The 23,195-nt window shown below is 38.3% G+C and carries 26 protein-coding genes; 25 read left to right on the top strand and 1 reads right to left on the bottom strand.

What is annotated here, in order from left to right:
* Nucleotides 1-55 precede the first annotated feature (55 nt).
* The 24 genes from spoIVA to JN080_RS01430 all read left to right on the top strand — a co-directional run bounded on the left by spoIVA (nucleotide 56) and on the right by JN080_RS01430 (nucleotide 21,721).
* The gene (gene spoIVA / locus JN080_RS01545; protein ID WP_256234115.1) at nucleotides 56-1,534 is read left to right on the top strand and encodes a stage IV sporulation protein A; all 1,479 of its coding nucleotides are present in this window, start codon (nucleotides 56-58) and stop codon (nucleotides 1,532-1,534) included.
* Nucleotides 1,535-1,886: 352 nt separating this feature from the next.
* On the top strand, nucleotides 1,887-2,159 hold the full coding sequence (locus tag JN080_RS01540; RefSeq protein WP_256234114.1) for an HU family DNA-binding protein: 273 nt from the start codon (nucleotides 1,887-1,889) through the stop codon (nucleotides 2,157-2,159).
* 233 nt (nucleotides 2,160-2,392) lie between these two features.
* Complete coding sequence (gene folE, locus JN080_RS01535; RefSeq protein WP_256234112.1) at nucleotides 2,393-2,959, top strand: GTP cyclohydrolase I FolE; 567 nt, start codon at nucleotides 2,393-2,395, stop codon at nucleotides 2,957-2,959.
* A gap of 68 nt (nucleotides 2,960-3,027) precedes the next feature.
* Entirely contained in the window at nucleotides 3,028-3,249 is a 222-nt protein-coding gene (gene mtrB / locus JN080_RS01530; RefSeq protein ID WP_375141572.1) for a trp RNA-binding attenuation protein MtrB, read from the top strand.
* A gap of 206 nt (nucleotides 3,250-3,455) precedes the next feature.
* Entirely contained in the window at nucleotides 3,456-4,289 is an 834-nt protein-coding gene (locus JN080_RS01525) for a heptaprenyl diphosphate synthase component 1 (protein ID WP_256234110.1), read from the top strand.
* Nucleotides 4,290-4,294: 5 nt separating this feature from the next.
* Nucleotides 4,295-4,999 carry a demethylmenaquinone methyltransferase gene (locus JN080_RS01520; protein ID WP_256234109.1) on the top strand — a complete coding sequence of 235 codons (705 nt, stop codon included), beginning with the start codon at nucleotides 4,295-4,297 and terminating at the stop codon, nucleotides 4,997-4,999.
* A gap of 42 nt (nucleotides 5,000-5,041) precedes the next feature.
* Nucleotides 5,042-6,004, top strand: a complete 963-nt coding sequence (gene hepT, locus JN080_RS01515) for a heptaprenyl diphosphate synthase component II (RefSeq protein ID WP_256234108.1) — start codon at nucleotides 5,042-5,044, stop codon at nucleotides 6,002-6,004.
* Nucleotides 6,005-6,118: 114 nt separating this feature from the next.
* Nucleotides 6,119-6,565 (top strand): nucleoside-diphosphate kinase, encoded by a 447-nt coding sequence (ndk, locus tag JN080_RS01510; protein WP_256234106.1) that lies wholly within the window; start codon nucleotides 6,119-6,121, stop codon nucleotides 6,563-6,565.
* A gap of 112 nt (nucleotides 6,566-6,677) precedes the next feature.
* Nucleotides 6,678-7,451: a CheR family methyltransferase gene (locus tag JN080_RS01505; protein WP_256234105.1), complete on the top strand. Its 774-nt coding sequence runs from the start codon at nucleotides 6,678-6,680 to the stop codon at nucleotides 7,449-7,451.
* Between the two features lie 194 nt (nucleotides 7,452-7,645).
* On the top strand, nucleotides 7,646-8,818 hold the full coding sequence (aroC, locus tag JN080_RS01500; protein WP_256234104.1) for a chorismate synthase: 1,173 nt from the start codon (nucleotides 7,646-7,648) through the stop codon (nucleotides 8,816-8,818).
* On the top strand, nucleotides 8,818-9,894 hold the full coding sequence (aroB, locus tag JN080_RS01495) for a 3-dehydroquinate synthase (RefSeq protein WP_256234103.1): 1,077 nt from the start codon (nucleotides 8,818-8,820) through the stop codon (nucleotides 9,892-9,894). Before aroC ends, aroB begins: the two co-directional genes overlap by 1 nt.
* Nucleotides 9,895-9,908: 14 nt before the next feature.
* Nucleotides 9,909-10,271 (top strand): chorismate mutase, encoded by a 363-nt coding sequence (aroH, locus tag JN080_RS01490; protein ID WP_256234102.1) that lies wholly within the window; start codon nucleotides 9,909-9,911, stop codon nucleotides 10,269-10,271.
* A 107-nt stretch (nucleotides 10,272-10,378) separates the two neighbouring features.
* Nucleotides 10,379-11,467, top strand: a complete 1,089-nt coding sequence (gene hisC, locus JN080_RS01485; protein WP_256234101.1) for a histidinol-phosphate transaminase — start codon at nucleotides 10,379-10,381, stop codon at nucleotides 11,465-11,467.
* A gap of 285 nt (nucleotides 11,468-11,752) precedes the next feature.
* Nucleotides 11,753-12,859: a prephenate dehydrogenase gene (locus tag JN080_RS01480; protein WP_256234100.1), complete on the top strand. Its 1,107-nt coding sequence runs from the start codon at nucleotides 11,753-11,755 to the stop codon at nucleotides 12,857-12,859.
* A 27-nt stretch (nucleotides 12,860-12,886) separates the two neighbouring features.
* Nucleotides 12,887-14,176, top strand: a complete 1,290-nt coding sequence (gene aroA, locus JN080_RS01475; RefSeq protein ID WP_256234099.1) for a 3-phosphoshikimate 1-carboxyvinyltransferase — start codon at nucleotides 12,887-12,889, stop codon at nucleotides 14,174-14,176.
* Nucleotides 14,177-14,870: 694 nt separating this feature from the next.
* The gene (locus tag JN080_RS01470; RefSeq protein ID WP_256234098.1) at nucleotides 14,871-16,136 is read left to right on the top strand and encodes a tetratricopeptide repeat protein; all 1,266 of its coding nucleotides are present in this window, start codon (nucleotides 14,871-14,873) and stop codon (nucleotides 16,134-16,136) included.
* A gap of 30 nt (nucleotides 16,137-16,166) precedes the next feature.
* Nucleotides 16,167-16,733: a ReoY family proteolytic degradation factor gene (locus tag JN080_RS01465; protein ID WP_256234097.1), complete on the top strand. Its 567-nt coding sequence runs from the start codon at nucleotides 16,167-16,169 to the stop codon at nucleotides 16,731-16,733.
* An 85-nt stretch (nucleotides 16,734-16,818) separates the two neighbouring features.
* The gene (locus JN080_RS01460) at nucleotides 16,819-17,283 is read left to right on the top strand and encodes a YpiF family protein (protein ID WP_256234096.1); all 465 of its coding nucleotides are present in this window, start codon (nucleotides 16,819-16,821) and stop codon (nucleotides 17,281-17,283) included.
* A 135-nt stretch (nucleotides 17,284-17,418) separates the two neighbouring features.
* Nucleotides 17,419-17,928, top strand: coding sequence for a QcrA and Rieske domain-containing protein (locus tag JN080_RS01455; protein WP_309144643.1), 510 nt, complete (start codon nucleotides 17,419-17,421; stop codon nucleotides 17,926-17,928).
* Between the two features lie 3 nt (nucleotides 17,929-17,931).
* On the top strand, nucleotides 17,932-18,606 hold the full coding sequence (gene qcrB, locus JN080_RS01450) for a menaquinol-cytochrome c reductase cytochrome b subunit (RefSeq protein WP_256234095.1): 675 nt from the start codon (nucleotides 17,932-17,934) through the stop codon (nucleotides 18,604-18,606).
* A gap of 58 nt (nucleotides 18,607-18,664) precedes the next feature.
* Nucleotides 18,665-19,438, top strand: coding sequence for a menaquinol-cytochrome c reductase cytochrome b/c subunit (locus tag JN080_RS01445; protein ID WP_256234094.1), 774 nt, complete (start codon nucleotides 18,665-18,667; stop codon nucleotides 19,436-19,438).
* Between the two features lie 78 nt (nucleotides 19,439-19,516).
* Entirely contained in the window at nucleotides 19,517-20,110 is a 594-nt protein-coding gene (gene lhaT / locus JN080_RS01440) for a lipoprotein heptaprenylglyceryl N-acetyltransferase LhaT (protein ID WP_256234093.1), read from the top strand.
* A gap of 77 nt (nucleotides 20,111-20,187) precedes the next feature.
* Nucleotides 20,188-20,982: a sporulation protein YpjB gene (gene ypjB / locus JN080_RS01435; protein ID WP_256234092.1), complete on the top strand. Its 795-nt coding sequence runs from the start codon at nucleotides 20,188-20,190 to the stop codon at nucleotides 20,980-20,982.
* A 58-nt stretch (nucleotides 20,983-21,040) separates the two neighbouring features.
* Complete coding sequence (locus tag JN080_RS01430; RefSeq protein ID WP_256234091.1) at nucleotides 21,041-21,721, top strand: zinc metallopeptidase; 681 nt, start codon at nucleotides 21,041-21,043, stop codon at nucleotides 21,719-21,721.
* Between the two features lie 78 nt (nucleotides 21,722-21,799).
* On the opposite strand, the gene JN080_RS01425 is transcribed toward JN080_RS01430, so the two are convergent.
* Nucleotides 21,800-22,672, bottom strand: a complete 873-nt coding sequence (locus JN080_RS01425; protein ID WP_256234090.1) for a YitT family protein — start codon at nucleotides 22,670-22,672, stop codon at nucleotides 21,800-21,802.
* 175 nt (nucleotides 22,673-22,847) lie between these two features.
* Here JN080_RS01425 and JN080_RS01420 point away from each other — a divergent pair, with 175 nt between their 5' ends.
* Nucleotides 22,848-23,195, top strand: coding sequence for a nucleotide pyrophosphohydrolase (locus JN080_RS01420; RefSeq protein WP_256234089.1), 348 nt, complete (start codon nucleotides 22,848-22,850; stop codon nucleotides 23,193-23,195).

Below are 23,195 nucleotides of genomic sequence, written 5' to 3'. Positions count from 1 at the left end.
AAATACCTAAATGGATAAGATTATCCCACTAACTCTATGATCGGGAGGGGATCATTTGGAAAAGGTAGATATTTTTAAAGATATTGCCGAAAGAACCGGCGGTGATATTTATTTAGGAGTTGTAGGTGCTGTAAGAACAGGCAAATCAACCTTTATAAAAAAATTCATGGAATTGGTTGTCCTACCTAATATCATGAATGAGGCAGATCGTGCACGTACACAGGATGAACTTCCACAAAGTGCTGCAGGTAAAACAATTATGACTACTGAACCGAAATTCGTGCCAAACCAGGCAACAACGATACATGTTGATGATGGGTTAGACGTAAATATCCGTTTGGTTGATTGTGTAGGGTACACTGTTCCCGGCGCGAAGGGATACGAAGATGAAAATGGACCAAGGATGATTAACACTCCATGGTATGAAGAACCGATCCCATTCCACGAGGCAGCAGAGATTGGAACAAGAAAAGTAATTCAAGAGCACTCAACGATTGGTGTCGTGATCACCACAGATGGAACAATTGGAGAGATCCCCCGTAGTAACTATCTTGAAGCAGAAGAAAGAGTGATTGCAGAACTAAAAGAGGTTGGTAAACCATTTATTATGGTTGTTAACAGTGCTCAGCCGCATCACCCCAATACCGAGTCGCTAAGAGCAAGTTTGGTGGAGAAATATGATATACCTGTTATTTCAATGAGTGTGGAAAGTATGCGTGAGAGTGACGTTCTAAACGTCATGCGTGAAGCATTATTTGAATTTCCAGTTCTTGAAGTAAACGTAAATCTTCCTAGCTGGGTAATGGTGTTAAGAGAAAATCATTGGCTTCGTGAAAGCTATCAAGATGCAGTTAAAGAAACAGTAAAAGATATTAAAAGATTAAGAGACGTTGACAGAGTTGTTCAACAGTTTAGTGATTTTGAATTTATTGAAAATGCGGGTCTTGCTGGTATTGAAATGGGGCAGGGTGTTGCTGAAATCGACTTATATGCACCTGATGAATTATATGATGAAATATTAAAGGAAATCGTTGGAGTTGAAATTAGAGGGAAAGATCATCTCCTTGAGCTCATGCAAGATTTTGCCCATGCAAAAACTGAATATGATCAAATTTCGGATGCACTAAAAATGGTGAAACAAACTGGTTATGGAATTGCTTCACCGTCTCTTGCGGATATGAGCCTTGAGGAACCGGAAATTATCCGTCAGGGTGCGCGCTTTGGTGTACGTCTGCGAGCTGTTGCTCCATCCATTCATATGATAAAAGTGGATGTTGAATCAGAATTTGCTCCGATTATTGGGACAGAGAAACAAAGTGAAGAGCTTGTTCGTTATTTAATGCAGGATTTTGAGGAAGATCCGCTGTCAATCTGGAATTCTGATATATTCGGGCGCAGTTTAAGCTCCATTGTCCGTGAAGGAATTCAAGCGAAGCTATCCTTAATGCCGGAAAATGCTAGATATAAGTTAAAAGAGACCCTCGAGCGAATTATTAATGAAGGATCGGGTGGATTAATTGCTATCATTTTATAATGGCTAAGACTCCAATTAGGGGTCTTTTTTTACTTTCTATTCCAATTAAGGCTAAGATTTTACAAATATGTAGCCATAAAAGAAAAGATTACCATTATTTCATGAATTCTTCTTGCTATGCTGAAATGATTATGATAATCTTTTAACAGAATTACCGTTATGGAGCCCAAAGCCTTATTTTTACTGCGTTTTGGCGCAAAGAATAAGATTTATATTTCCACTTTTCCATTTGAAGGAATGTAATGGAAACAAAACCGGACTATGACGTATAGAAATGAGTAAAATTGTTTAGAAATGTAGATAAGAATCTTTCTACTAAGTATTATGATATCTTTGGGAGGAGGTGAATGGCATGAACAAGACAGAACTAATTAATGCAGTAGCAGAAGCAAGCGAACTTTCTAAAAAAGATGCTACAAAAGCAGTTGATGCTGTTTTTGATTCAATTTTAGATGCTTTGAAAAATGGTGATAAAGTCCAATTAATCGGCTTTGGTAACTTTGAAGTACGTGAGCGTGCTGCCCGTAAAGGACGCAACCCTCAAACAGGTGAGGAAATCGAAATTGGCGCAAGTAAAGTTCCTGCTTTCAAACCAGGAAAACAATTAAAAGACGCAGTTAAATAATTACATAGTTTGAAGCCAATTTTTAGGGAAAAGTCATGGACAAAATCCATGGCTTTTTTTATTATTTTTAGAAAAATAACATTATACTTTTTTTCCTTGGTGAGGTACAAATAACTGACTTTACAGAGCTAAAAGTCGTTGGTTTTGCTTGCCTTTAAACGGATATGCTAAGATATATTTGTCATTTATACTTAAAAGTTGTTTTACACAGTTATACACTAGGAGGAAAAACCATGACAGAGGTAAATCGTACCCAAATTGAAGAAGCGGTGCGTTTAATATTAGAGGCTATTGGAGAGAATCCCAACCGGGAAGGGCTGATAGATACTCCAAAGCGGGTAGCAAAAATGTATGAAGAAGTATTCAGCGGCTTAAACGATGACCCAAAACAATATTTTGATACAATTTTTAGTGAAGACCATGAAGAAGTAGTACTGGTAAAAGATATTCCATTCTATTCGATGTGCGAACATCATTTAGTCCCTTTCTTCGGGAAAGCACATGTCGCCTATCTGCCTCGTAATGGACGGGTAACCGGTTTAAGTAAATTAGCAAGGGCAGTAGAGGCCGTGGCAAAAAGGCCTCAACTACAAGAAAGAATTACTACGACAATTGCAGAAGCGATCATGGAAAAGTTAGAACCACAGGGAGTTATGGTTGTCGTCGAAGCAGAGCATATGTGTATGACAATGCGGGGTGTAAAAAAGCCAGGTTCCAAAACAGTAACGACTGCTGCCCGCGGGGTTTATCAAGATGATGCCCAAGCACGATCAGAAGTATTAACACTGATTAAATTGTAAAATCGTTATTCATAAAATTAAACTATTTACCTAACTTAATTTGGGGTGATAACATGGATATAAACAATATGCAAAATAACGACTATGTTGTAATCAAGGCAAATGACGATGGTGTCAGTGTAATTGGGTTAACAAGAGGAACTGATACAAGATTTCATCATTCTGAAAAGCTTGATAAAGGTGAAGTTTTGATTGCTCAATTTACTGAACATACATCAGCAATTAAAATTAGGGGTAATGCAAAGATTTTAACTAGTATAGGGGAAGTTGAAAGTGAATTAAACAAATAATAAGACGAGTGCGGATATTTCCGGTCTAGAAAGATTACTATCCAAATTGTTTTGTTATTGTTTGAATAATTGTTGATATTTTGTGAAACTATCCTCATACGATTTCTTTTATGATATAATTGTGACTGCCTTGTTTTATTAAAGGGAACAGTAAAAACTGAGGAATTAAATACTTATATTGATTTATTACTTCGGGGGAAGCAAGGGTGATTAGAGTGCAGGACATTCGCCAAAAATTATCAGAAGTTAAGAGGCAGGTAGAACAAAAAGTTCTGCATCCATACTTAATCAAATTTATTGAAACTCCATTTATTGATGATGACAAACTCCTACTACTTATATCAATTATGGACCAACTCGATTTGACTGATCGGCAAAGGAAAAACTATGCTTTGACAACAATGTTGATCCAAATTGCCCTTGATACCCATGAGCATGTCTCTAACGAAAAGATCAGCGAAACTCCTGAACTAACAAGCAGGCAATTAACGGTACTTGCAGGGGACTATTATAGCGGCTTATATTATAAACTTCTTGCTGATACCGATGATATTACGATGATCAAGGTTTTGGCAAAAGGAATAAAGGAAGTTAACGAACACAAAATTACCGTTTTTCAACAGGAGTTTGACGGAATTGAAAAACTAATGACAAGTATTAAAATTATTGAAAGTTCACTGCTAGCTAAAATAATCGATTATTTTCAAGTTACTGTTTGGTCCGAAGTGGTATCTAATTTGTTATTGGTAAAAAGGCTTCTTGATGAGAAAAAGCGATATATCCAAACTGGAGGATCGCAATTCTTTGAAGCAATGAAAAATATAATTTTTCCCAAAGCTGATTTGAAATTTAAAGACTTGTCAAATGAACAGCGGAAATATTTATTGGTTATTTGTGACCGTTACATTGAGTTTTCAAAATCGACTATTGAAAATAGGATACAGCAGCTGCCCCATCTAAATGAGCAGCTAGAATCAAGGATTTTTTCGATATTAAACCAACATCAGCCCATTGCTAAAACATTTGTGGAAGAAGGTTAAGATCCATGCAAGAGTCAAAAGAGGAACGGGTTCATCACGTATTTGAAAATATCTCCGAGAATTACGATAAGATGAACTCCGTGATCAGTTTCCAGCAGCACATTAAATGGCGAAATGACACGATGAAAAGAATGAATGTACAACCAGGGTCAAAGGCACTTGATGTTTGCTGTGGAACAGCGGATTGGACAATTGCATTAGCTGAAGCCGTTGGAACTTCCGGGGAAGTAGTAGGTTTAGATTTTAGCGAAAATATGCTTAAAGTTGGACAGGAAAAGGTTAAAGCGCTTAAACTAAAGCACGTTAAATTAATTCATGGCAATGCAATGGAGCTCCCATTTCCTGACAAAAGCTTTGATTATGTCACCATTGGTTTCGGCTTACGAAATGTACCTGATTATTTACAGGTCTTAAAAGAAATGCACAGGGTATTAAAGCCGGGAGGTATGGCAGTTTGTCTTGAAACATCACAGCCGACCATGCCAGGGTACAAACAGCTGTACTATTTTTATTTTCGTTTTATTATGCCAGTCTTCGGAAAGCTATTTGCAAGAAGTTACCAAGAATATTCATGGCTTCAGGAATCAGCTCGGCAATTTCCTGGAATGAAAGAACTTGCCCAAATGTTTGGAGATGCAGGATTTAAGGATATTTATTATAAACCATACAATGGCGGGGTGGCTGCTGTCCATATCGGCAGAAAAAATTAGACGAATGAGTGTTGACAGGATGAAAAAGCTGGGTGAATACAAATGAAATTAAAAATGATGTATTCATTTTTGAATTCGGATATTGATATAATTGAAAAAATGCTTGAAGATACGATGCAGGCAGATTCTCTGCTATTGAGACATGCTTCTATGCATACATTGCAAGCCGGCGGAAAAAGAATTCGTCCTGTTTTTGTGTTGCTTGCAGGGAAATTTGGTAACTATGATATTGAGGTCTTAAAAAATGTTGCGGTTTCCCTAGAATTAATTCATATGGCTTCATTAGTCCATGATGATGTTATCGATGACGCTGAACTCCGTAGAGGAAAACCTGCAATTAAAACAAAATGGGGCAATAAAGTTGCCATGTACACAGGTGACTATATTCTTGCCCTTTCATTAGAAACTATTACAAATATTAAGCAGCCGGCAGTTCACAAAATCCTAGCTAATACGATTGTTGAGGTTTGTATTGGTGAAATCGAACAAATAAAAGATAAATACCGTTTTGATCAAAACTTTCGTGATTATTTCCGCAGAATTAAGCGAAAAACGGCACTGCTGATTGCGACGAGCTGCCAATTAGGGGCAATAGCTGCTGGTGCAACAGAGGACATTCATAAAAAGCTTTTTCGCTTTGGCTATTATGTAGGAATGTCCTACCAGATTATTGATGATATTCTCGATTTCACCTCGACAGAAAAAATGCTTGGGAAACCGGCCGGCGGAGATCTATTACAAGGGAATATTACTGCGCCAGCACTTTATGCAATGGATAATCAGGAAATTCGGGCAGCAATCGAAACAGTTAACGGAAATATGAATCCCAAACACATTGAAAAGATTATCACTCTAATTAAACAGTCGGGAGCGATTGAAAAGTCAATGGCGCTAAGTGACCTTTACCTTAATAAGGCCTTATGCGTATTAAGTGAACTTCCGGGAAACCGAGCAAAAAAAGCACTTCAAGATACTGCAAAATTTATCGGAAAACGGAAATTTTGAACCTATATTTTACATCTCACTCCTGTTAAAAGTTGCGAAATTTTCAAAACAATGGTACTATTTTCGTGGATTATTCAGTAATCCATATACATAAAGGTGCAGGGGTGAATTTTCATGGAAAAAACATTTTTAATGGTAAAGCCAGACGGCGTGCAACGGAATTTGATTGGCGAGATTGTTTCTAGATTTGAAAGAAAAGGCTTTCAGTTAGTTGGAGCGAAATTAATGGTCATTCCAAATGAACTTGCTGAAGAGCATTATGGGGAACATAAGGAACGTCCTTTTTTTGGTGAGTTAGTCGATTTTATTACTTCAGGGCCTGTGTTTGCAATGGTTTGGCAGGGGGAAAACGTCATTACAACTGCTAGGCAAATGATGGGAGCAACTAACCCAAAAGATGCAGCCCAAGGTACTATTCGTGGCGATTTTGGATTAACTGTTGGTAAAAACGTGATCCACGGATCCGATTCTCCAGCAAGTGCTGAACGTGAAATAGGGCTCTTTTTCAAGGATGCAGGCTTGGTTGATTATTCGAAGTCAATCAATGATTGGGTTTATTAAGCAGTAATGAAACAGCACTTGTATTTATACGAGTGCTGTTTTTGCACACGCTGTTTGTGAGCATATCCCATATACGTCTTATAGAGATGGTCAAAATAGGAGATCGGTATAGATGGCGGATGATTATGAACGATTTATCATTCAAATAAAAAGGAAAACTGGTATCGATCTTTCCCTTTACAAGGAAGCGCAAATGAAACGGCGACTTATATCTTTGTATGAGAAAAGAGGGTTTTCATCGTTCCAGGACTTTTTTAAGGAAATAAATAGGAATCAAAATCTTTTAAATGAATTTCTCGACCGGTTGACAATCAACGTTTCTGAATTCTTTCGAAATTATAAACGATGGAAAGTACTCGAATCGAAAATCATGCCGGAAATACTTAAAATAAATAAGCGTCCAAAAATTTGGAGTGCAGCTTGTTCCACCGGTGAAGAGGCCTACACTATTGCAATGCTTGTCGCGGGTTTGGTCCCCCGGTCAGATATTCAGATTTTGGCAACTGATATAGATCAAAACGCTTTAATTCGAGCGAAAATAGGTGCTTATCTAGAAAAATCGATAAATGAGGTTCCGGATAGAGTCAAACAAAGGTTTTTCAATCGAAATGGTGCTTATTATTATGTAAGCGATGAGATCAAGAAAATGGTTTCATTTAAAAAACATAACTTGTTGGCAGACTCTTTTGGTGGTCCATATGACTTAATCATTTGCAGAAATGTTCTTATCTATTTTACTGAGAATGCCAAGAATTTATTATATCAGAAATTTAGTTCTGCGTTAAAAAGGGATGGAATCTTATTTGTCGGAAGTACGGAGCAAATTTTTAATCCTGGCCTTTATCAACTTAAAACAGAAGATACATTTTTTTATCGGAAAATATAAACAAAGGGGGCCGATTTGGCCCCTTTTGTTTGAAGTAACATTGAAAAAAGCGTTTTCTATCTCCATTAAGGAAATAAAAAAGGTCGAAAGATGTTATAAAATTATAATATTTTGAACTTTTTTACTATGTTTATTGATGTTCATATGATATATTGATACAAAATATCCTTTAATGAGTTGAAGGGGGAAAGAATATGAGATATTTAACAGCGGGAGAATCACATGGACCGCAATTAACAACAATTTTAGAAGGTTTACCTGCTGGCATGCCGCTTGTGGCTGACGATATTAATACAAATTTAGCCAGACGGCAAAAAGGGTATGGCCGTGGAAGAAGAATGCAAATTGAAAAAGACACCGTTCAAATTTTATCAGGAGTCAGGCATGGTCAAACTATGGGCTCCCCAATTTGTTTAGTTGTTGAAAATAATGATTGGAAGCACTGGACAAACATTATGGGGGCAGATCCTCTTACAGATATTTCAGAAGATGAAGTAAAACGAAAAATTACCCGGCCGCGTCCAGGTCACGCAGACTTAAACGGGGCGATTAAATATGGACACCGTGATATGAGAAATGTGCTTGAACGTTCCTCCGCACGTGAAACGACGGTAAGGGTTGCTGCAGGGGCTGTAGCGAAAAAGCTGCTGTCATTAGTAGGAGTAGAAGTCACAGCGCACGTATTAGAAATAGGCGGGGTTAAAGCGGAGGTGGATCCTTCTTTAACTTTAGATCAAATAAGAGAGCTGGCTGAAAACTCTTCAGTTCGGTGCGTTGATGAAAATGCAGAATCAAAAATGGAGGCTGCAATTGATCAGGCCAAGGAAAATGGAGATTCAATCGGTGGTATTGTAGAAGTTATCGCAACTGGGATGCCTGCCGGGATTGGCAGCTATGTCCATTATGACCGTAAGTTAGACTCTAAAATTGCCGCAGCAATCGTTAGTATCAATGCATTTAAAGGGGTAGAATTCGGCATTGGGTTTGAAGCGGCCAGAAAGCCCGGCAGTGAAGTCCATGATGAAATTCTTTGGGATAAACAGACAGGGTATTACCGGAAAACGAATCGGCTTGGAGGGTTTGAAGGCGGAATGACTTCAGGAATGCCAATAGTAGTCAGAGGTGTTATGAAACCAATCCCAACCCTTTATAAGCCGCTCCAGAGTGTTGATATTGAAACGAAAGAGCCGTTCTCGGCCAGTGTCGAGCGGTCTGATAGCTGTGCGGTTCCCGCTGCTGCAGTTGTCGCCGAAGCTGTTGTCGCATGGGAATTGGCCTCTGCACTTGTTGAACAATTTCATAGTGACCAATTTACTGAGTTCAGTGAAGAAATCGACCGGCAAAGACAAGCAGCGAGGGATTTTTAATGGAGAAAGTTCTTATTCAAACAGAAACAAAGAGTTACAATGTCGTAATTGGCGAAGGCGCACTTGCTGAAATTAAGCCGTTTTTATCCAGTCATTTTCAGCAATTAACGAAAATTATGATTATCACAGATGAGATTGTTGCCGATTTCCACCTTTCAAAATTAGTGAATGCTTTGGCAGACTTAAATCCGATTGTTTTTACTGCTCCTGGCGGTGAAAAAGCAAAGACGTTTGAGGTATATTATCAAGCCTTATCAGCTGCACTAGAAAATCATCTTGATCGCAAATCGGTCATTCTTTCTTTTGGAGGCGGAGCGGTCGGTGATTTAGGCGGGTTTGTGGCTGCTTCTTTTATGCGCGGGATTCCATTCATTCAAATTCCCACGACAATTCTTGCACATGATAGTGCGGTTGGTGGAAAGGTTGCGATCAATCATCCTTTAGGGAAAAATATGATTGGAGCTTTTTATCAGCCAGAAGCTGTGTTTTATGATTTAAATTTACTAACCACGTTACCCCCTGCTGAAGTCCGCTCGGGTTTTGCCGAAGTAATTAAGCATGCTCTGATTTATGATCCAGAGTTTTATGCATGGCTGGTCAAAAACGTGAATGATCTTCAGTCATTACCGATCGAGAAATTACAATATGCACTGACAAAGGGTGTAAAGGTGAAACGAGAATTCGTTTCCCGGGATGAAAAGGAAACTGGAATCAGAGCTTATCTAAATTTTGGTCACACACTTGCGCATGCGATCGAATCAGAAATGGGTTATGGAAATTTCACCCATGGAGAAGCGGTTATGATTGGCATGGTCTTTGCACTAAAACTTAGCAACGATTTATTAGGATTGACGTTCAATTTAGATGAATTCATCGACTGGGTCCACAAGCTTGGATATCAGACAAATATCCCGTTACAAGCTTCAAGTGACAGACTTCTTGAAAAAATGAAGCAGGATAAAAAGTCAATTGGAGAAGCGATTTACTTTGTACTGCTGGAACAGGTTGGGGTTCCAGTACTTAAACAGATTTCAAGTGAAATTATGATAGAAAAGCTAAACGATTTTAGGCAATAAGGGGGCGATTAGAGATGATCAGAGGGGTGAGAGGAGCCACCACTGTAAAGAATAATACAGAAGCGGATATTTTGAATGCGGCAGTAGAGCTATTTAAGACAATGATCGAACAAAATGATATTTATCCCAATGATGTCGCTTCCGCTTTTATTTCAACTACTGAAGATATTAACGCCGGCTTTCCTGCAAAAGGACTCCGCCAAATGGAGGGGTGGAAATATGTCCCTGTCATGTGCATGAGTGAAATGCCTGTTCCAAATTCATTGAAAATGTGTATAAGAGTAATGCTGCACCTAAATACGGAGAAAGAGCAAAATGAAATTATACATGTTTATTTAAAGGAAGCGAAGATTCTTAGACCGGATTTAGAGAAATAACCGGAGAAAAACTTAATGGGTTTATTTATTATGTGATAAAATAAAAATGTTTCTTTATTGCTTTAATTTGTTAGTATAGTAAAGTTTTCTGATGAGGTGAATAAATAATGAGATGGAAAAAACAGCTGTTAACCTTAACTCCTTATCAACCCGGTAAATCGATAGATTCAGTCAAAAGAGAATTTAATCTTGATAAGATTGTTAAATTAGCATCAAATGAAAACCCTTTTGGATGTTCTCCCAAGGCTTTAGCAGCAATTCGGGAAAACCAGCAAAGTACCGCAATTTATCCAGACGGTCATGCAACGAATTTAAGAGAAGCAGTTGCTGCTTACTATCAAGTAAAACCCGAAGAGCTTATCTTTGGAAATGGATCGGATAATTTGATTCAGATCATTTCAAGTGCACTACTTGACCCAAATTCGAACACGGTCATGGCAGTACCCACCTTTTCCCAATACGGCCACAATGCTGTGATTGAAGGTGCAAAAATTATTGAAGTGCCAGTAATAGACGGAAATCATGATTTGGACGGGATGCTAGCTGCTATTGATGAAAACACCAATATCGTCTGGCTTTGCAGTCCTAACAATCCGACAGGTACATATATACCAGAGCAGAAGTTGGTTGCATTTCTTGAGAAAGTTCCGGCTGAAACATTAGTTGTGCTGGATGAGGCTTATTATGAATATGTTGTGGCAGAAGATTATTATAATTCAATCAGTCTGACAAGACGCTTTGAAAATTTAATTGTTTTGCGTACTTTTTCAAAAATATACGGTCTTGCTGCATTAAGAATTGGCTATGGGATTGCGAATGAAAAGATTATTAAAGCACTTGAACCTGCAAGAGAGCCTTTTGATGTTAACACATATGGTCAAATTGCAGCAGCTGCAGCTATAAAAGATCAGGAGTTTGTCCAGCAATGTAGACAAACGAACCGTCAAGGCCTTGAACAATATTATCAATTTTGCGAGGCGCACAATTTAAGCTATTTTCCATCACAGGGGAATTTCCTTTTAATAGATTTTAAAGTAGATGGAGATCGAGTATTTCAAAATTTGCTGCAAAAAGGATTTATTGTCCGCTCAGGGAAGGCGCTTGGTTTTCCAACATCGGTTCGGATTACAGTTGGATCATTTGAAGAAAATGAAGGCGTCCTAAATGCAATAAGTCAATTTCTTGCTGAACAGTAAATAGTAAACGTTTGGAACATAACACAATCTAGACCCAGCGTCCAGCAACTGGTGGTTTTCCGCTGGACGCTTGCGCTTTTCTTAAAGAATAAGAAAGTATAGAATTTTTGAACTTAGATAATTGTTAGCTCCAGCGCCCGGCGACTAGTGTACTTCGCCCACCTCCCTATGGTAAGTCAAGCACGAATGCGCTAATTCGTGTTTCCTTTATCTTTAGTAGGTGTGCTCTAGTCCTGTAGTGTGCTTAACGGGCGCTTGCGCTTTTCTTGTTAGGAGGACAAATAGTTGAAAGGCCGTGTTTTTGTTATTGGATTAGGCTTAATTGGCGGCTCTTTAGCTTTGTGTATAAAAAAAGAGCATAAGGATGCTACTATTATTGGCTTTGATGTAAATGCCGAGCAAGCAGGGCTTGCAAAAGCACTTGGTGTTATTGATGAAAATACAGAAACAATACCAGATGGCGCTGTGGATGCTGATTTAATTATCCTATCGACACCGGTTAATCAATCGGAGGAGATTATAAGCCTACTTGCAGGACTTCCTTTAAAACAAGATGTAATTATTACAGACACTGGGAGTACGAAACAAAAGGTGGTTCATGCTGCGGATCCACTTTTAACCAAAGGATTTGCCTTTATCGGCGGTCATCCAATGGCAGGATCACATAAAAGTGGGGTAACAGCCGCTAAAGATATTCTATTTGAAAATGCTTTTTATCTGTTGACGCCAAATGATCGAATTTCGGATTCAAAAGTAGCTCAATTAAAATCATGGCTTAACGGAACGAAAGCTAAATTTTTAACAATTGCTCCAGATGAGCATGATTATCTAACAGGAATTGTCAGTCATTTTCCTCACATTATTGCTGCATCGATTGTTCGTCAAACAGAGAAATTAGCCGATTCAAGAAATTTAATACCAAGGCTGGCAGCTGGTGGCTTTAGGGATATTACCCGAATTGCCTCAAGTAGTCCTGAAATGTGGCGGGATATTTTGCTGCAAAATAAAGAGATTTTGTTAGAGCTTTTTGAAAAATGGCAAGAGGAAATGGAATGGATCAAAGCATTATTGGAAAAAGAAAACAGCCCAGCAATTTTAAATTATTTTAAAGAGGCAAAAGAATACCGTGACAACCTTCCTATTAAGGAAAAAGGAGCAATACCTGCCTTTTACGATCTCTTTGTGGATATTCCCGATGTTCCTGGTGTCATTTCAGAAATAACGGGATACTTAGCAAAGGAAAGAATCAGTATTACGAACATTCGTATACATGAAACACGAGAAGATGTTTATGGAGTCCTCGCAATTAGCTTTCAAACGGAAGAGGATCGTCAAAGAGCGGAGAAGTGTATCCTCTCCTATACAGATTACGCGACATTTATTATATCTTAATCTGACATCTGGGGAATAGGTGATTACATGGAGTCAATAAAGTTGAATATAAACATAAAAGGTTTATCAGGCAGTGTAGCGGTACCGGGAGATAAATCGATTTCTCATCGGTCCGTCATGTTTGGTGCCATTGCTAACGGTTTGACAACCGTATCAAATTTTTTACCAGGCGATGATTGCTTAAGTACGATTGCCTGCTTCCGTAAGCTTGGTGTTCAAATTGAAGAGCAAGAAAAGGAACTAAAGATTATCGGAAATGGTTTTGATGGTTTGATGGAGCCAAATGAAGTTCTTGATGTCGGCAACTCTGGGACAACAATCCGCCTAATGTTAGGTATCTTGTCGGGAAGGCCATTTTTCGCGGCCTTACAAGGTGATCAATCAATTGGCAAACGACCAATGACAAGAGTAACAGTTCCATTAAGGGAAATGGGAGCCCAGATTGAAGGAAGGAAAAATGGCGAGTATACTCCTTTAGCCATTCGCGGGGGAAATTTAAAGCCGATTCACTATCAAATGCCAGTTGCAAGCGCTCAGGTAAAATCCTCTCTTTTATTTGCCGGTCTTCAAGCTGATGGAGAGTCATGCATAATTGAAAAAACAGAATCAAGAGATCATACGGAAAGAATGATCCGTCATTTTGGCGGAGAAATAACCAAGGAAAAAGGAGTTATTACAGTAAAAGGCGGACAGAAATTTACTGGATCACATGTCCATGTTCCTGGTGATATTTCATCAGCAGCCTTCTTCCTTGTAGCAGGTGCAATTGTTCCTGAAAGTGAAATTATCTTAAGGAATGTCGGCTTAAATCCGACAAGAACGGGAATTATTGATGTCATGAAAAAAATGGGAGCAGACTTACAGATCTTAACTAGTGAGGATAATGCTTTTGAGCCTTATGGAGATCTTTTGATCAAAACTTCCAATCTTAAAGGAACGATTATTGAAGGCGAGTTAATTCCAAGATTAATCGACGAAATCCCTGTGATTGCCTTACTAGCTACTCAAGCTGATGGGAAAACGATCATTAAGGATGCACAGGAACTAAAGGTAAAAGAAACAAATCGGATTGATACGGTTGTTAACGAATTGAAAAAGCTGGGTGCAAATATTGAGCCGACAGAAGATGGGATGATCATTTATGGAAAATCCCGGCTTTCAGGCGGGATAGTCTCCAGTCATGGAGACCACCGGATCGGGATGATGCTTTCAATTGCTGCTGCAATTTGCCAAGAAGAGGTTTGCCTCGAGAACCCAGGAGCAATTTCTGTCTCCTACCCCGACTTTTTTACCCATTTAAATAATCTAAAAAGATAAAAGCCGCATTCATTTAAGCGGCTTTTTTCTTTTTAAGGAAATTATAAAAGAATTACCAGTTGATAATTTTGAATATAGTTAATCTACGTCCAGCTCCAGCGCCTAGCGACTAGTGTACTTCGCCCACCTTCCTACGATAAGTCAACATCGAATCGCTTACGCTCTTCGTGTTTCCTTTAACTAGTCGGTGTGCTCCAGTCCATACGTCGCTAAACAGGCGCTTGCGCTTTTGGTTCTTTTTAGCATAATTTCTAGTTTTCCTCATAGCTTGTCTATAGACAGGAAAAGAGGTGGTTGAATGGCCTATATTATAGAAAATGCCCATAATTTAAAAGGCAAGAAAATATCAAAGAAATCCCCTTTCAGCAAATTTTTTAAATAAAATCGGCGTTTTGCCTGAAGAGTCTTTGTTTAATTCACAAGGCTGAATTAAGTTATAATCTATATGTTAATAGTAGAGGAATCAAGAATCTTGATGTAAAGCAATTATTTCTTTATCATAGGGATATATACTTGAAGTTACTGTTCATAAAGGAAAAGTAATTAGAGTAGGAAATAGGAAATGAAGTACAATTTAAACTAGGAATCGGGAGTATGTAAAGATGAAAATCCCATCATACTTTTCAACTAATGATAAAATGCAGACGTAGGAATGCAATGTAAAGAACAAGTCGATTTTGAGGAAGAGGACAAAATGGATAGAGTAAAAAAAATATTAGCTATGCTCGAAAATGGTCAACATAAGCAGGCAAAAAGTGAATATAATGAAGTATTAACTAACGGCACATCAGATGAAAAGTACCTTCTCGGAGAGGAAATGTTTCAGCTTGGATTCTTAGAGGAAGCAAAGGCGTTATTTGAAAGTCTGCTGGAAATTTATCCAGATGAAGGTGAACTCCTTGTATTACTCGCAGAGGTTTTAATCGAAGCAGGTAATGAGGAACAAGCAACACTAGTTCTTGAACAGATTTCTGAAGCAGACCCGAGCTTTGCCCAGTCATTGTTACTTTTGGCTGATTTATATCAGGTTCAAGGTCTGTACGAAGTTTGTGAACGAAAACTACTAAAAGCCAAGGCAATAATGCCAGAGGAAATTGTCATTGATTTTGCATTAGGTGAATTGTACAGTGAAGAGGGTGAAGTTACCAAGTCCCTACAAGCCTATAAAGCCGTTTTGCAGGAGAAAAATGAATTAGCGGGGGTTAACATTAACCAACGTATTGCAGACCTTTTAAGCACGTCTGGTGCCTTTGAAGAAGCCCTTCCATATTACGAGAAGGCACTTAATGAGAAATTAGAAATAAACACCCTATTTGGCTATGCATTTACAGCCCTTCAAGGTGGATTTAATCGGAAAGCAATTGAAAAATTCCTTGAATTAAAAGAACTCGATCCAGAATATCATTCCCTTTACCTGCCTTTAGCAAAAGCTTATGAAAGAGAAGAAGAATTGGAAAAGTGCCTTGAGATTGTTCAACAGGGTATAAGACAGGATGAATTTAATAAAGAATTATTTTGTTACGGCGGGAAAATAGCTTTGAAACGTGGCGAAGAGGAGGAGGCTGAAAAGTTGTTCCGTGAGGCACTTGCCTTGGATCCAGGCTTCACTGAAGCTGCAATAGCCTTAAATAGTTTATTCTTCAAACAGGAAAAATATGATCAAGTTATTGATCTCTTAAGTACAATCGAAATCCAAGAGGAAAGTGAGCCACAATTTCTTTGGGATGCAGCCCTTGCTTATCAAAAGCTTGAAGAGTATTCAAAGGCATTAACTAAATATGAGAGTGCATATAATTTTTTCAAGAATGATGAAGCATTTTTGACGAATTTCGGATATTTTTTAATAGAAGAAGGAAAAAATGATAGAGCTGCCGAAATTTTTAAACAACTACTAAAAAGTGATCCTACAAATGAAGAATATCTGGATTTACTTGAAAGACTAACTGATATAGAAATCTAGGAAAGTGAAATACAGAGGAGGGAATCTACTATGGCAACCCCTGTTTCTGTCAACGAGAAAAAGGACTTTATTCGCTGGTTTTTAAATCATTATCAATTAAAGCGCAGAGAATGTGTATGGATTTTGAATTATTTAATGAGCCATGATCAATTGATGGAAAAGGTTCATTTTGTTGAGCAAGCACAATATTGCCCAAGAGGATTAATTATGTCTACACATTGTGTAGATAAAGTACCGTTTCGCTTTTACAAAGAGAATGTAATGACAACCGATGCGGAAAAATCTTTTCATGATATCCGGCTTAACCGCGATGAAGATATATACATTCAGTTAAACTTTCTTGCTTCTAATCAAAAACATCAATATGCGGCTGTTCTCGAAGAGAATCCGTTCATGCCAAAACATTTACAAGTAAATGAAAAAGATGGAATGATTGCTGAACAATTCCTAAATTACAGCATCGAACGTTTTCAACATGAAAAGTTGCTTGATTTAATTGATCAGGCCCTTGATCAACAAGACCGAATGGCGTTTCAAGTTTTAACGAAAAGGTTAAATCAATTAAAAGTTTCTGAACAAAATGGAAGCTTGCTGTAAGCAAGCTCCCATTTTGTTCTTTTTTTGCTCTTTTTTGAAAAAATGATATGATAAAAGGGAATCTGTATGCTTGGAGTGAAGAAAATTGAAATGGATCCCTCAAGATATTGATCAGTATTTAAAAGCACAGGAATATATTGACACCGCTGTTATTCCTTTAATCCCGGTAGCTTTCGGTGAGAAAATGAAACAAGCTGCATCAATGTCTGAATTTACTACATTATTATCCACTCTCCTTGAAAGACAATTTACAGGCAGAATCCTTCTGTTGCCGCCATTTACCTATTTAACAGAAGACGATTATGACAATCGATTAAGTGAACTTGAGTCATGGATCTCTTGCTTGAAAAAGAATCAATTGAAACATATTTTTTTGTTAACCTGCGATAGTGAATGGAAAATGCATGAAGAAAAATTAACTGAATCCCTCATATGGATTCCAGCGTTGCCACTTGAAGATTTAGAAGGTTCACAGAAAATTTCAATCATTGATAGTCAGGTTAAGCAGCTTTTAGCTATTTTCATGGGAAAATGGCATGAAAATGGGTGAACAACAAGGCGTGTGATCTGGTTATGATATTGACCTCTAACAAAGATTGATATATCATGGTTATGTCCTAGTTTTATCTGTGTTTATTCAATGTCCGCTGGACTTAAAAAAATTTAATAAAGAGGGGGGAAATCAGTGAGTAAGGAACGAGTTTCAAGACGCCAATTCTTAAGCTATACCTTAACCGGTGTAGGGGGATTTATGGCAGCAGGAATGCTAATGCCAATGGTTCGTTTTGCGGTCGATCCAGTTTTAAAGGCTGATGCTGCAGGAGAATTTATCGCCACCAAACAAAAGGTGTCAGAATTAACTGACCAACCGGTACGTGTTGACTTCACATTTAAGCAGAAGGATGCTTGGTATGAGTCGGATGTAACAAATACTGCTTGGGTATACAGGGATAAAGCGACGAATAAGATAATGGCGCTTTCACCTACTTGTAAGCATTTAGGCTGCACTGTTAACTGGAATACAGACAAAGCACATCCAAATCAATTCTTCTGTCCGTGTCATTATGGCAGATACACGAAAGACGGTACAAACATTCCTGGAACACCGCCAACAGCACCACTTGATGTATATCCATACAAAGAAAAAGACGGATTTTTGTACTTAGGAAAAGCAGAACCACGGAAGGGGGCGTAATCATTGTTAAACAAAATTTACGATTGGGTAGATGAACGTTTAGATATTACGCCTTTGTGGCGAGATATCGCAGACCATGAAGTTCCAGAGCATGTCAATCCTGCACACCATTTTTCAGCATTTGTATACTGTTTTGGCGGCCTGACATTCTTTGTAACAGTTATTCAAATTCTTTCTGGTATGTTTTTAACGATGTATTATGTACCGGATATCAAAAATGCATGGGAATCTGTTTATTACCTGCAAAATGAAGTCGCATTTGGACAAATTGTCCGTGGAATGCATCACTGGGGCGCAAGTCTAGTACTTGTTATGATGTTTTTACATACACTGCGCGTCTTTTTCCAAGGCGCATATAAAAAGCCTCGTGAACTTAACTGGATTGTAGGCGTACTAATTTTCTTCGTCATGCTCGGCTTAGGATTTACGGGTTATTTATTACCATGGGATATGAAAGCGCTATTTGCTACAAAAGTAGGCTTGCAAATTGCCGAGTCAGTTCCTTTCATAGGCTCCTACATTAAAATTTTACTTGCCGGAAATGAACATATTGTCGGCGCGCAAACATTAACCCGGTTCTTTGCAATCCATGTATTCTTCTTGCCTGGTGCATTGTTTGGATTAATGGCAGCACACTTTTTAATGATACGTAAGCAGGGAATTTCCGGACCGCTATAATATGAACTTTGTTTTGTGAAATAGTTAGTATTAACTGAAAAAAGGAGGGGATTGCTCAATGCATCGCGGTAAAGGTATGAAGTTTGTCGGTGATTCGCGCGTGGTGGCACCTTCGCAGCGAAAACCGAATATTCCGAAGGATTACTCGGAATACCCCGGTAAAACAGAAGCTTTCTGGCCTAACTTCCTTTTGAAAGAATGGATGGTAGGTGCAGTTTTTCTTGTTGGCTTTTTATGTTTAACAGTTGCACACCCGGCTCCACTCGAAAGGATTGCTGATCCAACTGACACTGGTTATATTCCATTACCAGACTGGTATTTCTTATTCTTGTATCAATTGCTAAAATATTCTTATGCTTCTGGTCCATATACAGTAATTGGAGCACTCATTATTCCAGGGCTGACCTTCGGCGGTTTGCTTTTAGCACCATTTATTGATCTTGGTCCTGAACGCCGGCCCCTAAAACGTCCTATTGCTACTTCGATAATGTTATTAGCATTAGCTGCAACGGTCTTCTTAACTTGGCAATCCGTTGCTACACATGATTGGAAAAAGGCTGAAGAACAAGGTAAGATTGTCGCAAAGGTTAATATCGATAAAGCTAGTGAAGGCTATAAAGTTTTTAAAGAGCAAGGCTGTATTAACTGCCATGGCGATTCCCTTCAAGGCGGCGCCGGAGCACCGACACTTATTGGCACCGGTTTAAAAGCAGACCAAATTGCGAAAATTGCCAAAAATGGTCAAGGCAAAATGCCTGCAGGAATTTTTAAAGGCGATGACAAGCAACTGAAAGCACTTACGGATTTTATTGCAGGGCTTGGAACGAAATAATCTTTAAAGAAGAAAAGCTGGCGGTATTTTTCGTCAGCTTTTTTTTCGACAATGGAATAAGAGAAAAGAGGAGTAAGTGTGAAATGGGTTTATCCTTTGTTAGCGAGCCGGTCATTTTTATGGCTGCTGCTACTCGTTAATATTGCAGGAACAATTTATGGGTATGATTGGTATGGGTGGCAGCTGGCTGATACACCAACTATATTCCTTCCATTTGTTCCTGATAGTCCTACGGCTAGTTTGTTTTTCGTGTTTGTGCTAATTGCTTTTCTACTTCGAAGGAATTGGCCGTATGCGGAGGCATTAGCGGTTGTGACCTTATTTAAATATGGAATTTGGGCAGTTGTTATGAACCTGCTCGTCTATTTTGTTCAGGGAAAACTAGATTTTATTGGTTATATGCTGATGGCATCACATTTTGCTATGGCAGTGCAAGGTTTGCTTTATGCCCCGTTTTACCGATTTAAGAGGAAACATTTAATGATTGCGGCAATTTGGGTTTTGCATGATGTTATCATAGATTATGTCTTTTTAATGATGCCCCGTTACAGTGTATTGGATAAATTTACACCACAAATCGGCTATTTTACTTTTTGGCTGTCTATTTTAGCAATTGGAATCGCTTATTGTTTTTGTATCCGTTCCAGCCGTTTCCAGCTTCAGATAAAATAACTTTCTACTTAGTATAAAAATGGTCTAACCTTGTCCCCCCCTTCATACATTTTAGTAGTATGAAGGGGGGGACAAGATTGAAAGGTAAATGGCTGCTATTTTGTATGATTGTGTTTTTACTAGCTCCCATTAGTGCATTTGCGGGCCAAGTATCTCCGATTGATAAACTGGATGAGATATCTGACGAAGCTCTCCAAATGGTCAAATTCCAAAAATACGATGAAGCAAAAAAGCTGCTCGACTATTTTTCTGATCAGTTTACATCTGTAACTCAAACAAAACAGCCCTTAACAATGGATGAAGTAAGAATCGTTACAGTTGCCCGGGATGAAGCGATGGAGGCTGCTGTCAGTTCGAATATGAATTATCAAGAAAGAATAAGCAGATTAACTAAGTTTCGTCTTGTCATTGACGCCATTTCCTCGAGCCACAGACCATTATGGACGGAAATGGAAGACCAGATTATGACCACCTTTCTCCAGGTAAAAGAAGCCGCTTACAATGGCAATACAAGTAAGTTTAACACAAGCTTCAATTCCTTTCTTTCACTTTACAACGTGATCTATCCCAGTTTGAAAATAGATGTTCCCGTCGAAAATATTCAAAAATTAGATGCAAGGATTAACTTTATCGATGTCTATCGTTCCCAGATTGTTTCGAATCCAAAGAGTTTAAAGGAACTCGATAGCTTGGAAACAGATTTGAAGAAGCTTTTTACCGATATGGATGAAGATCAAGCCGACCCTTCGTTGTGGTGGGTAATCATCTCAACTGGCAGTATTATTATTATGACATTATCCTATGTTGGTTGGAGAAAATATAAAGGTGACAAGGATATTCACCAGGACCACTCAAGGGAGTATAAAGATTGACACATACATTCAGCTTGAATACAATAAAGGCATTAGGAGCTGAATGGGAGGTTCAAACATGCTTTATTTAGTTTATTTTGCCATCATTATCCTAATTCCAATATGGGCTCAGCTTAAGGTTAAAGGTACATTTGCTAAGTATTCACGAGTGGCTTCATCCACATATAGGACAGGGGCAGAAGTTGCCAGAGAAGTATTAAATGCAAATGGTTTATATCATGTTGGGATCGAATTAGGGAACGGGTTTTTAAGCGACCATTATGATCCTAGAACGAAAACAGTTCGGTTATCACCTGAAATATATCATGGTCAGTCTATTGCGGCGGCGGCGGTAGCTTCGCATGAATGCGGACATGCCATCCAAGATGCTGAAGGATATGCTTTTTTACGTTTTCGCCACGCGCTAGTCCCTGTTGCTAATATTGGCTCGAATTTTTCTTGGGTCCTTATTATGATTGGAATTTTTGCACATCTAAGTGGGATGCTGTTACTTGGGATTGTTTTCATGGCAGCAGCGGTGGTTTTTCAGATCGTTACACTTCCAGTTGAATTTAATGCCTCTAATCGGGCTATAAATCAGGTTGTTTCGCTTGGACTCATTCGAAATAATGAAGAAAGGGAAACAAGGAAGGTCTTAAATGCTGCAGCCCTTACTTATGTTGCAGCTGCTGCAGTAGCCGTTTTGGAATTGGTAAGACTTGTTTTGATTTTCACAGGAATGAATCGAAATGATGATTAAAAAAATTGATAACTAATAACAGGGGCCTGATAACCGTAACATGGTGGCAGGTCCTTTTGCTGTCTTAATTTTTCCATTTCACGGCTCAATTGGCTTTTTGTTTTCGTCAAGGGTAAAGCCTTCGCCATGAACGTCATGAACCACCGATATGGAGACAAAAGCATGGGGATCAATATTGCTGATCAAACTTTTCAAACGGACTAGTTCATTTTTGGCAACTACACAATAAATGACTTCCCGTTCACTTCTGGTATAAAAACCGTATCCTTTTAAAATTGTTACACCTCTGTCTAATTCTTCCATAATTTGTGTGCCTATTTCCTCGTTTTTTTCCGAGATAATCATTGCCCCTCTAGCAGAATAGGCGCCTTCCTGCATAAAATCAATTACCCTTGCACCGACAAAGACCGCAACAAGAGTATACATCGCTTGTTTATAGTTAAGATATGTGATCAATGACAAGGCAATGACACAAGCATCGAACATAAACATTGTTTTGCCCATGGTCCAGCCTGCATATTTGTTAACAAGCCGAGCGATAATGTCTACACCGCCTGTTGTACCACCATAGCGGAAAATAATACCTAGACCAATTCCTGTGAATACTCCTGCAAATAAGGCAGCTAAGGTTAAATCGTTTCTTAATGGCATATCGATTACGATTCTTTGAAAGATCCATAAAAAAATCGAAACGCTGACAGTTCCAATAATGGTATAGAAAAAGGTATTCCGACCAAGTAACTTCCAGCCAATAAAGAAGAGAGGGATATTTAGTATTAAATTGGAGTAAGAAGGATCCCATTTGAACAAAAAATAAAAAAGTAAGGTAATTCCTGTAAAACCGCCTTCTGCTAATTTGTTTTGCATATTAAAATTGACCAATCCAAATGACATGATAGCGGCCCCGATAATGATAAATACAATATTCTTTAGTTTCATATGTAAAATCATATTCTTCCTCCTTTACTATATTTTCCTTCCGATAAGCTGTTTTATTATATAAGAAAACTTTTGGTGGAGCAATCATTGAAATTAACTTAGGGAAAACATTTGTAAAACGCTGATAATTTAGCTAACATGAAAGAGGTGGTATTTTTTTTAGCAGAATGAAATTGAGGTGAGATCTTTGGCAGATGGCAAAACAATTCAAGACCTCCAAGCAGAAGTAAATACATACATTAGCCAATTTAAGGAAGGTTATTTTAGTCCATTAGCAATGGTGGCCAGAATGACTGAAGAATTAGGCGAATTGGCAAGAGAGGTTAACCATTACTACGGCGAAAAGCCAAAAAAAACGGATGAAGTTGAAAAAACAATTGAAGAGGAGCTTGGTGATCTTTTATTTGTTATTATTTGCTTTGCAAACTCTTTAAATATTGATTTAGAAAAAGCTCATGACATCGTTATGAACAAATTTGCAACGAGGGATAAAGATCGTTGGACAAGAATTAATCCTAATAGCAAGGGTGAATGA

The organism is Bacillus sp. EB600 (assembly GCF_024494385.1).
In the GTDB taxonomy this organism is placed as follows: Bacteria; Bacillota; Bacilli; order Bacillales; family Cytobacillaceae; genus JAEVLT01.
The sequence above is the reverse complement of the archived record's forward strand: the minus strand, read 5'-3'. Positions and strand labels throughout refer to the sequence as shown.

What these genes read in the sequence shown, in the direction of transcription:
- JN080_RS01540 (WP_256234114.1), top strand. Translation starts at nt 1,887, where the DNA reads ATGAACAAGACAGAACTAATTAATGCAGTAGCAGAAGCAAGCGAACTT.
- folE (WP_256234112.1), top strand. Translation starts at nt 2,393, where the DNA reads ATGACAGAGGTAAATCGTACCCAAATTGAAGAAGCGGTGCGTTTAATA.
- mtrB (WP_375141572.1), top strand. Translation starts at nt 3,028, where the DNA reads ATGCAAAATAACGACTATGTTGTAATCAAGGCAAATGACGATGGTGTC.
- JN080_RS01520 (WP_256234109.1), top strand. Translation starts at nt 4,295, where the DNA reads ATGCAAGAGTCAAAAGAGGAACGGGTTCATCACGTATTTGAAAATATC.
- hepT (WP_256234108.1), top strand. Translation starts at nt 5,042, where the DNA reads ATGAAATTAAAAATGATGTATTCATTTTTGAATTCGGATATTGATATA.
- ndk (WP_256234106.1), top strand. Translation starts at nt 6,119, where the DNA reads ATGGAAAAAACATTTTTAATGGTAAAGCCAGACGGCGTGCAACGGAAT.
- JN080_RS01505 (WP_256234105.1), top strand. Translation starts at nt 6,678, where the DNA reads ATGGCGGATGATTATGAACGATTTATCATTCAAATAAAAAGGAAAACT.
- aroC (WP_256234104.1), top strand. Translation starts at nt 7,646, where the DNA reads ATGAGATATTTAACAGCGGGAGAATCACATGGACCGCAATTAACAACA.
- aroB (WP_256234103.1), top strand. Translation starts at nt 8,818, where the DNA reads ATGGAGAAAGTTCTTATTCAAACAGAAACAAAGAGTTACAATGTCGTA.
- aroH (WP_256234102.1), top strand. Translation starts at nt 9,909, where the DNA reads ATGATCAGAGGGGTGAGAGGAGCCACCACTGTAAAGAATAATACAGAA.
- hisC (WP_256234101.1), top strand. Translation starts at nt 10,379, where the DNA reads ATGAGATGGAAAAAACAGCTGTTAACCTTAACTCCTTATCAACCCGGT.
- aroA (WP_256234099.1), top strand. Translation starts at nt 12,887, where the DNA reads ATGGAGTCAATAAAGTTGAATATAAACATAAAAGGTTTATCAGGCAGT.
- JN080_RS01470 (WP_256234098.1), top strand. Translation starts at nt 14,871, where the DNA reads ATGGATAGAGTAAAAAAAATATTAGCTATGCTCGAAAATGGTCAACAT.
- JN080_RS01465 (WP_256234097.1), top strand. Translation starts at nt 16,167, where the DNA reads ATGGCAACCCCTGTTTCTGTCAACGAGAAAAAGGACTTTATTCGCTGG.
- JN080_RS01445 (WP_256234094.1), top strand. Translation starts at nt 18,665, where the DNA reads ATGCATCGCGGTAAAGGTATGAAGTTTGTCGGTGATTCGCGCGTGGTG.
- JN080_RS01430 (WP_256234091.1), top strand. Translation starts at nt 21,041, where the DNA reads ATGCTTTATTTAGTTTATTTTGCCATCATTATCCTAATTCCAATATGG.
- JN080_RS01425 (WP_256234090.1), bottom strand. Translation starts at nt 22,672, where the DNA reads ATGATTTTACATATGAAACTAAAGAATATTGTATTTATCATTATCGGG.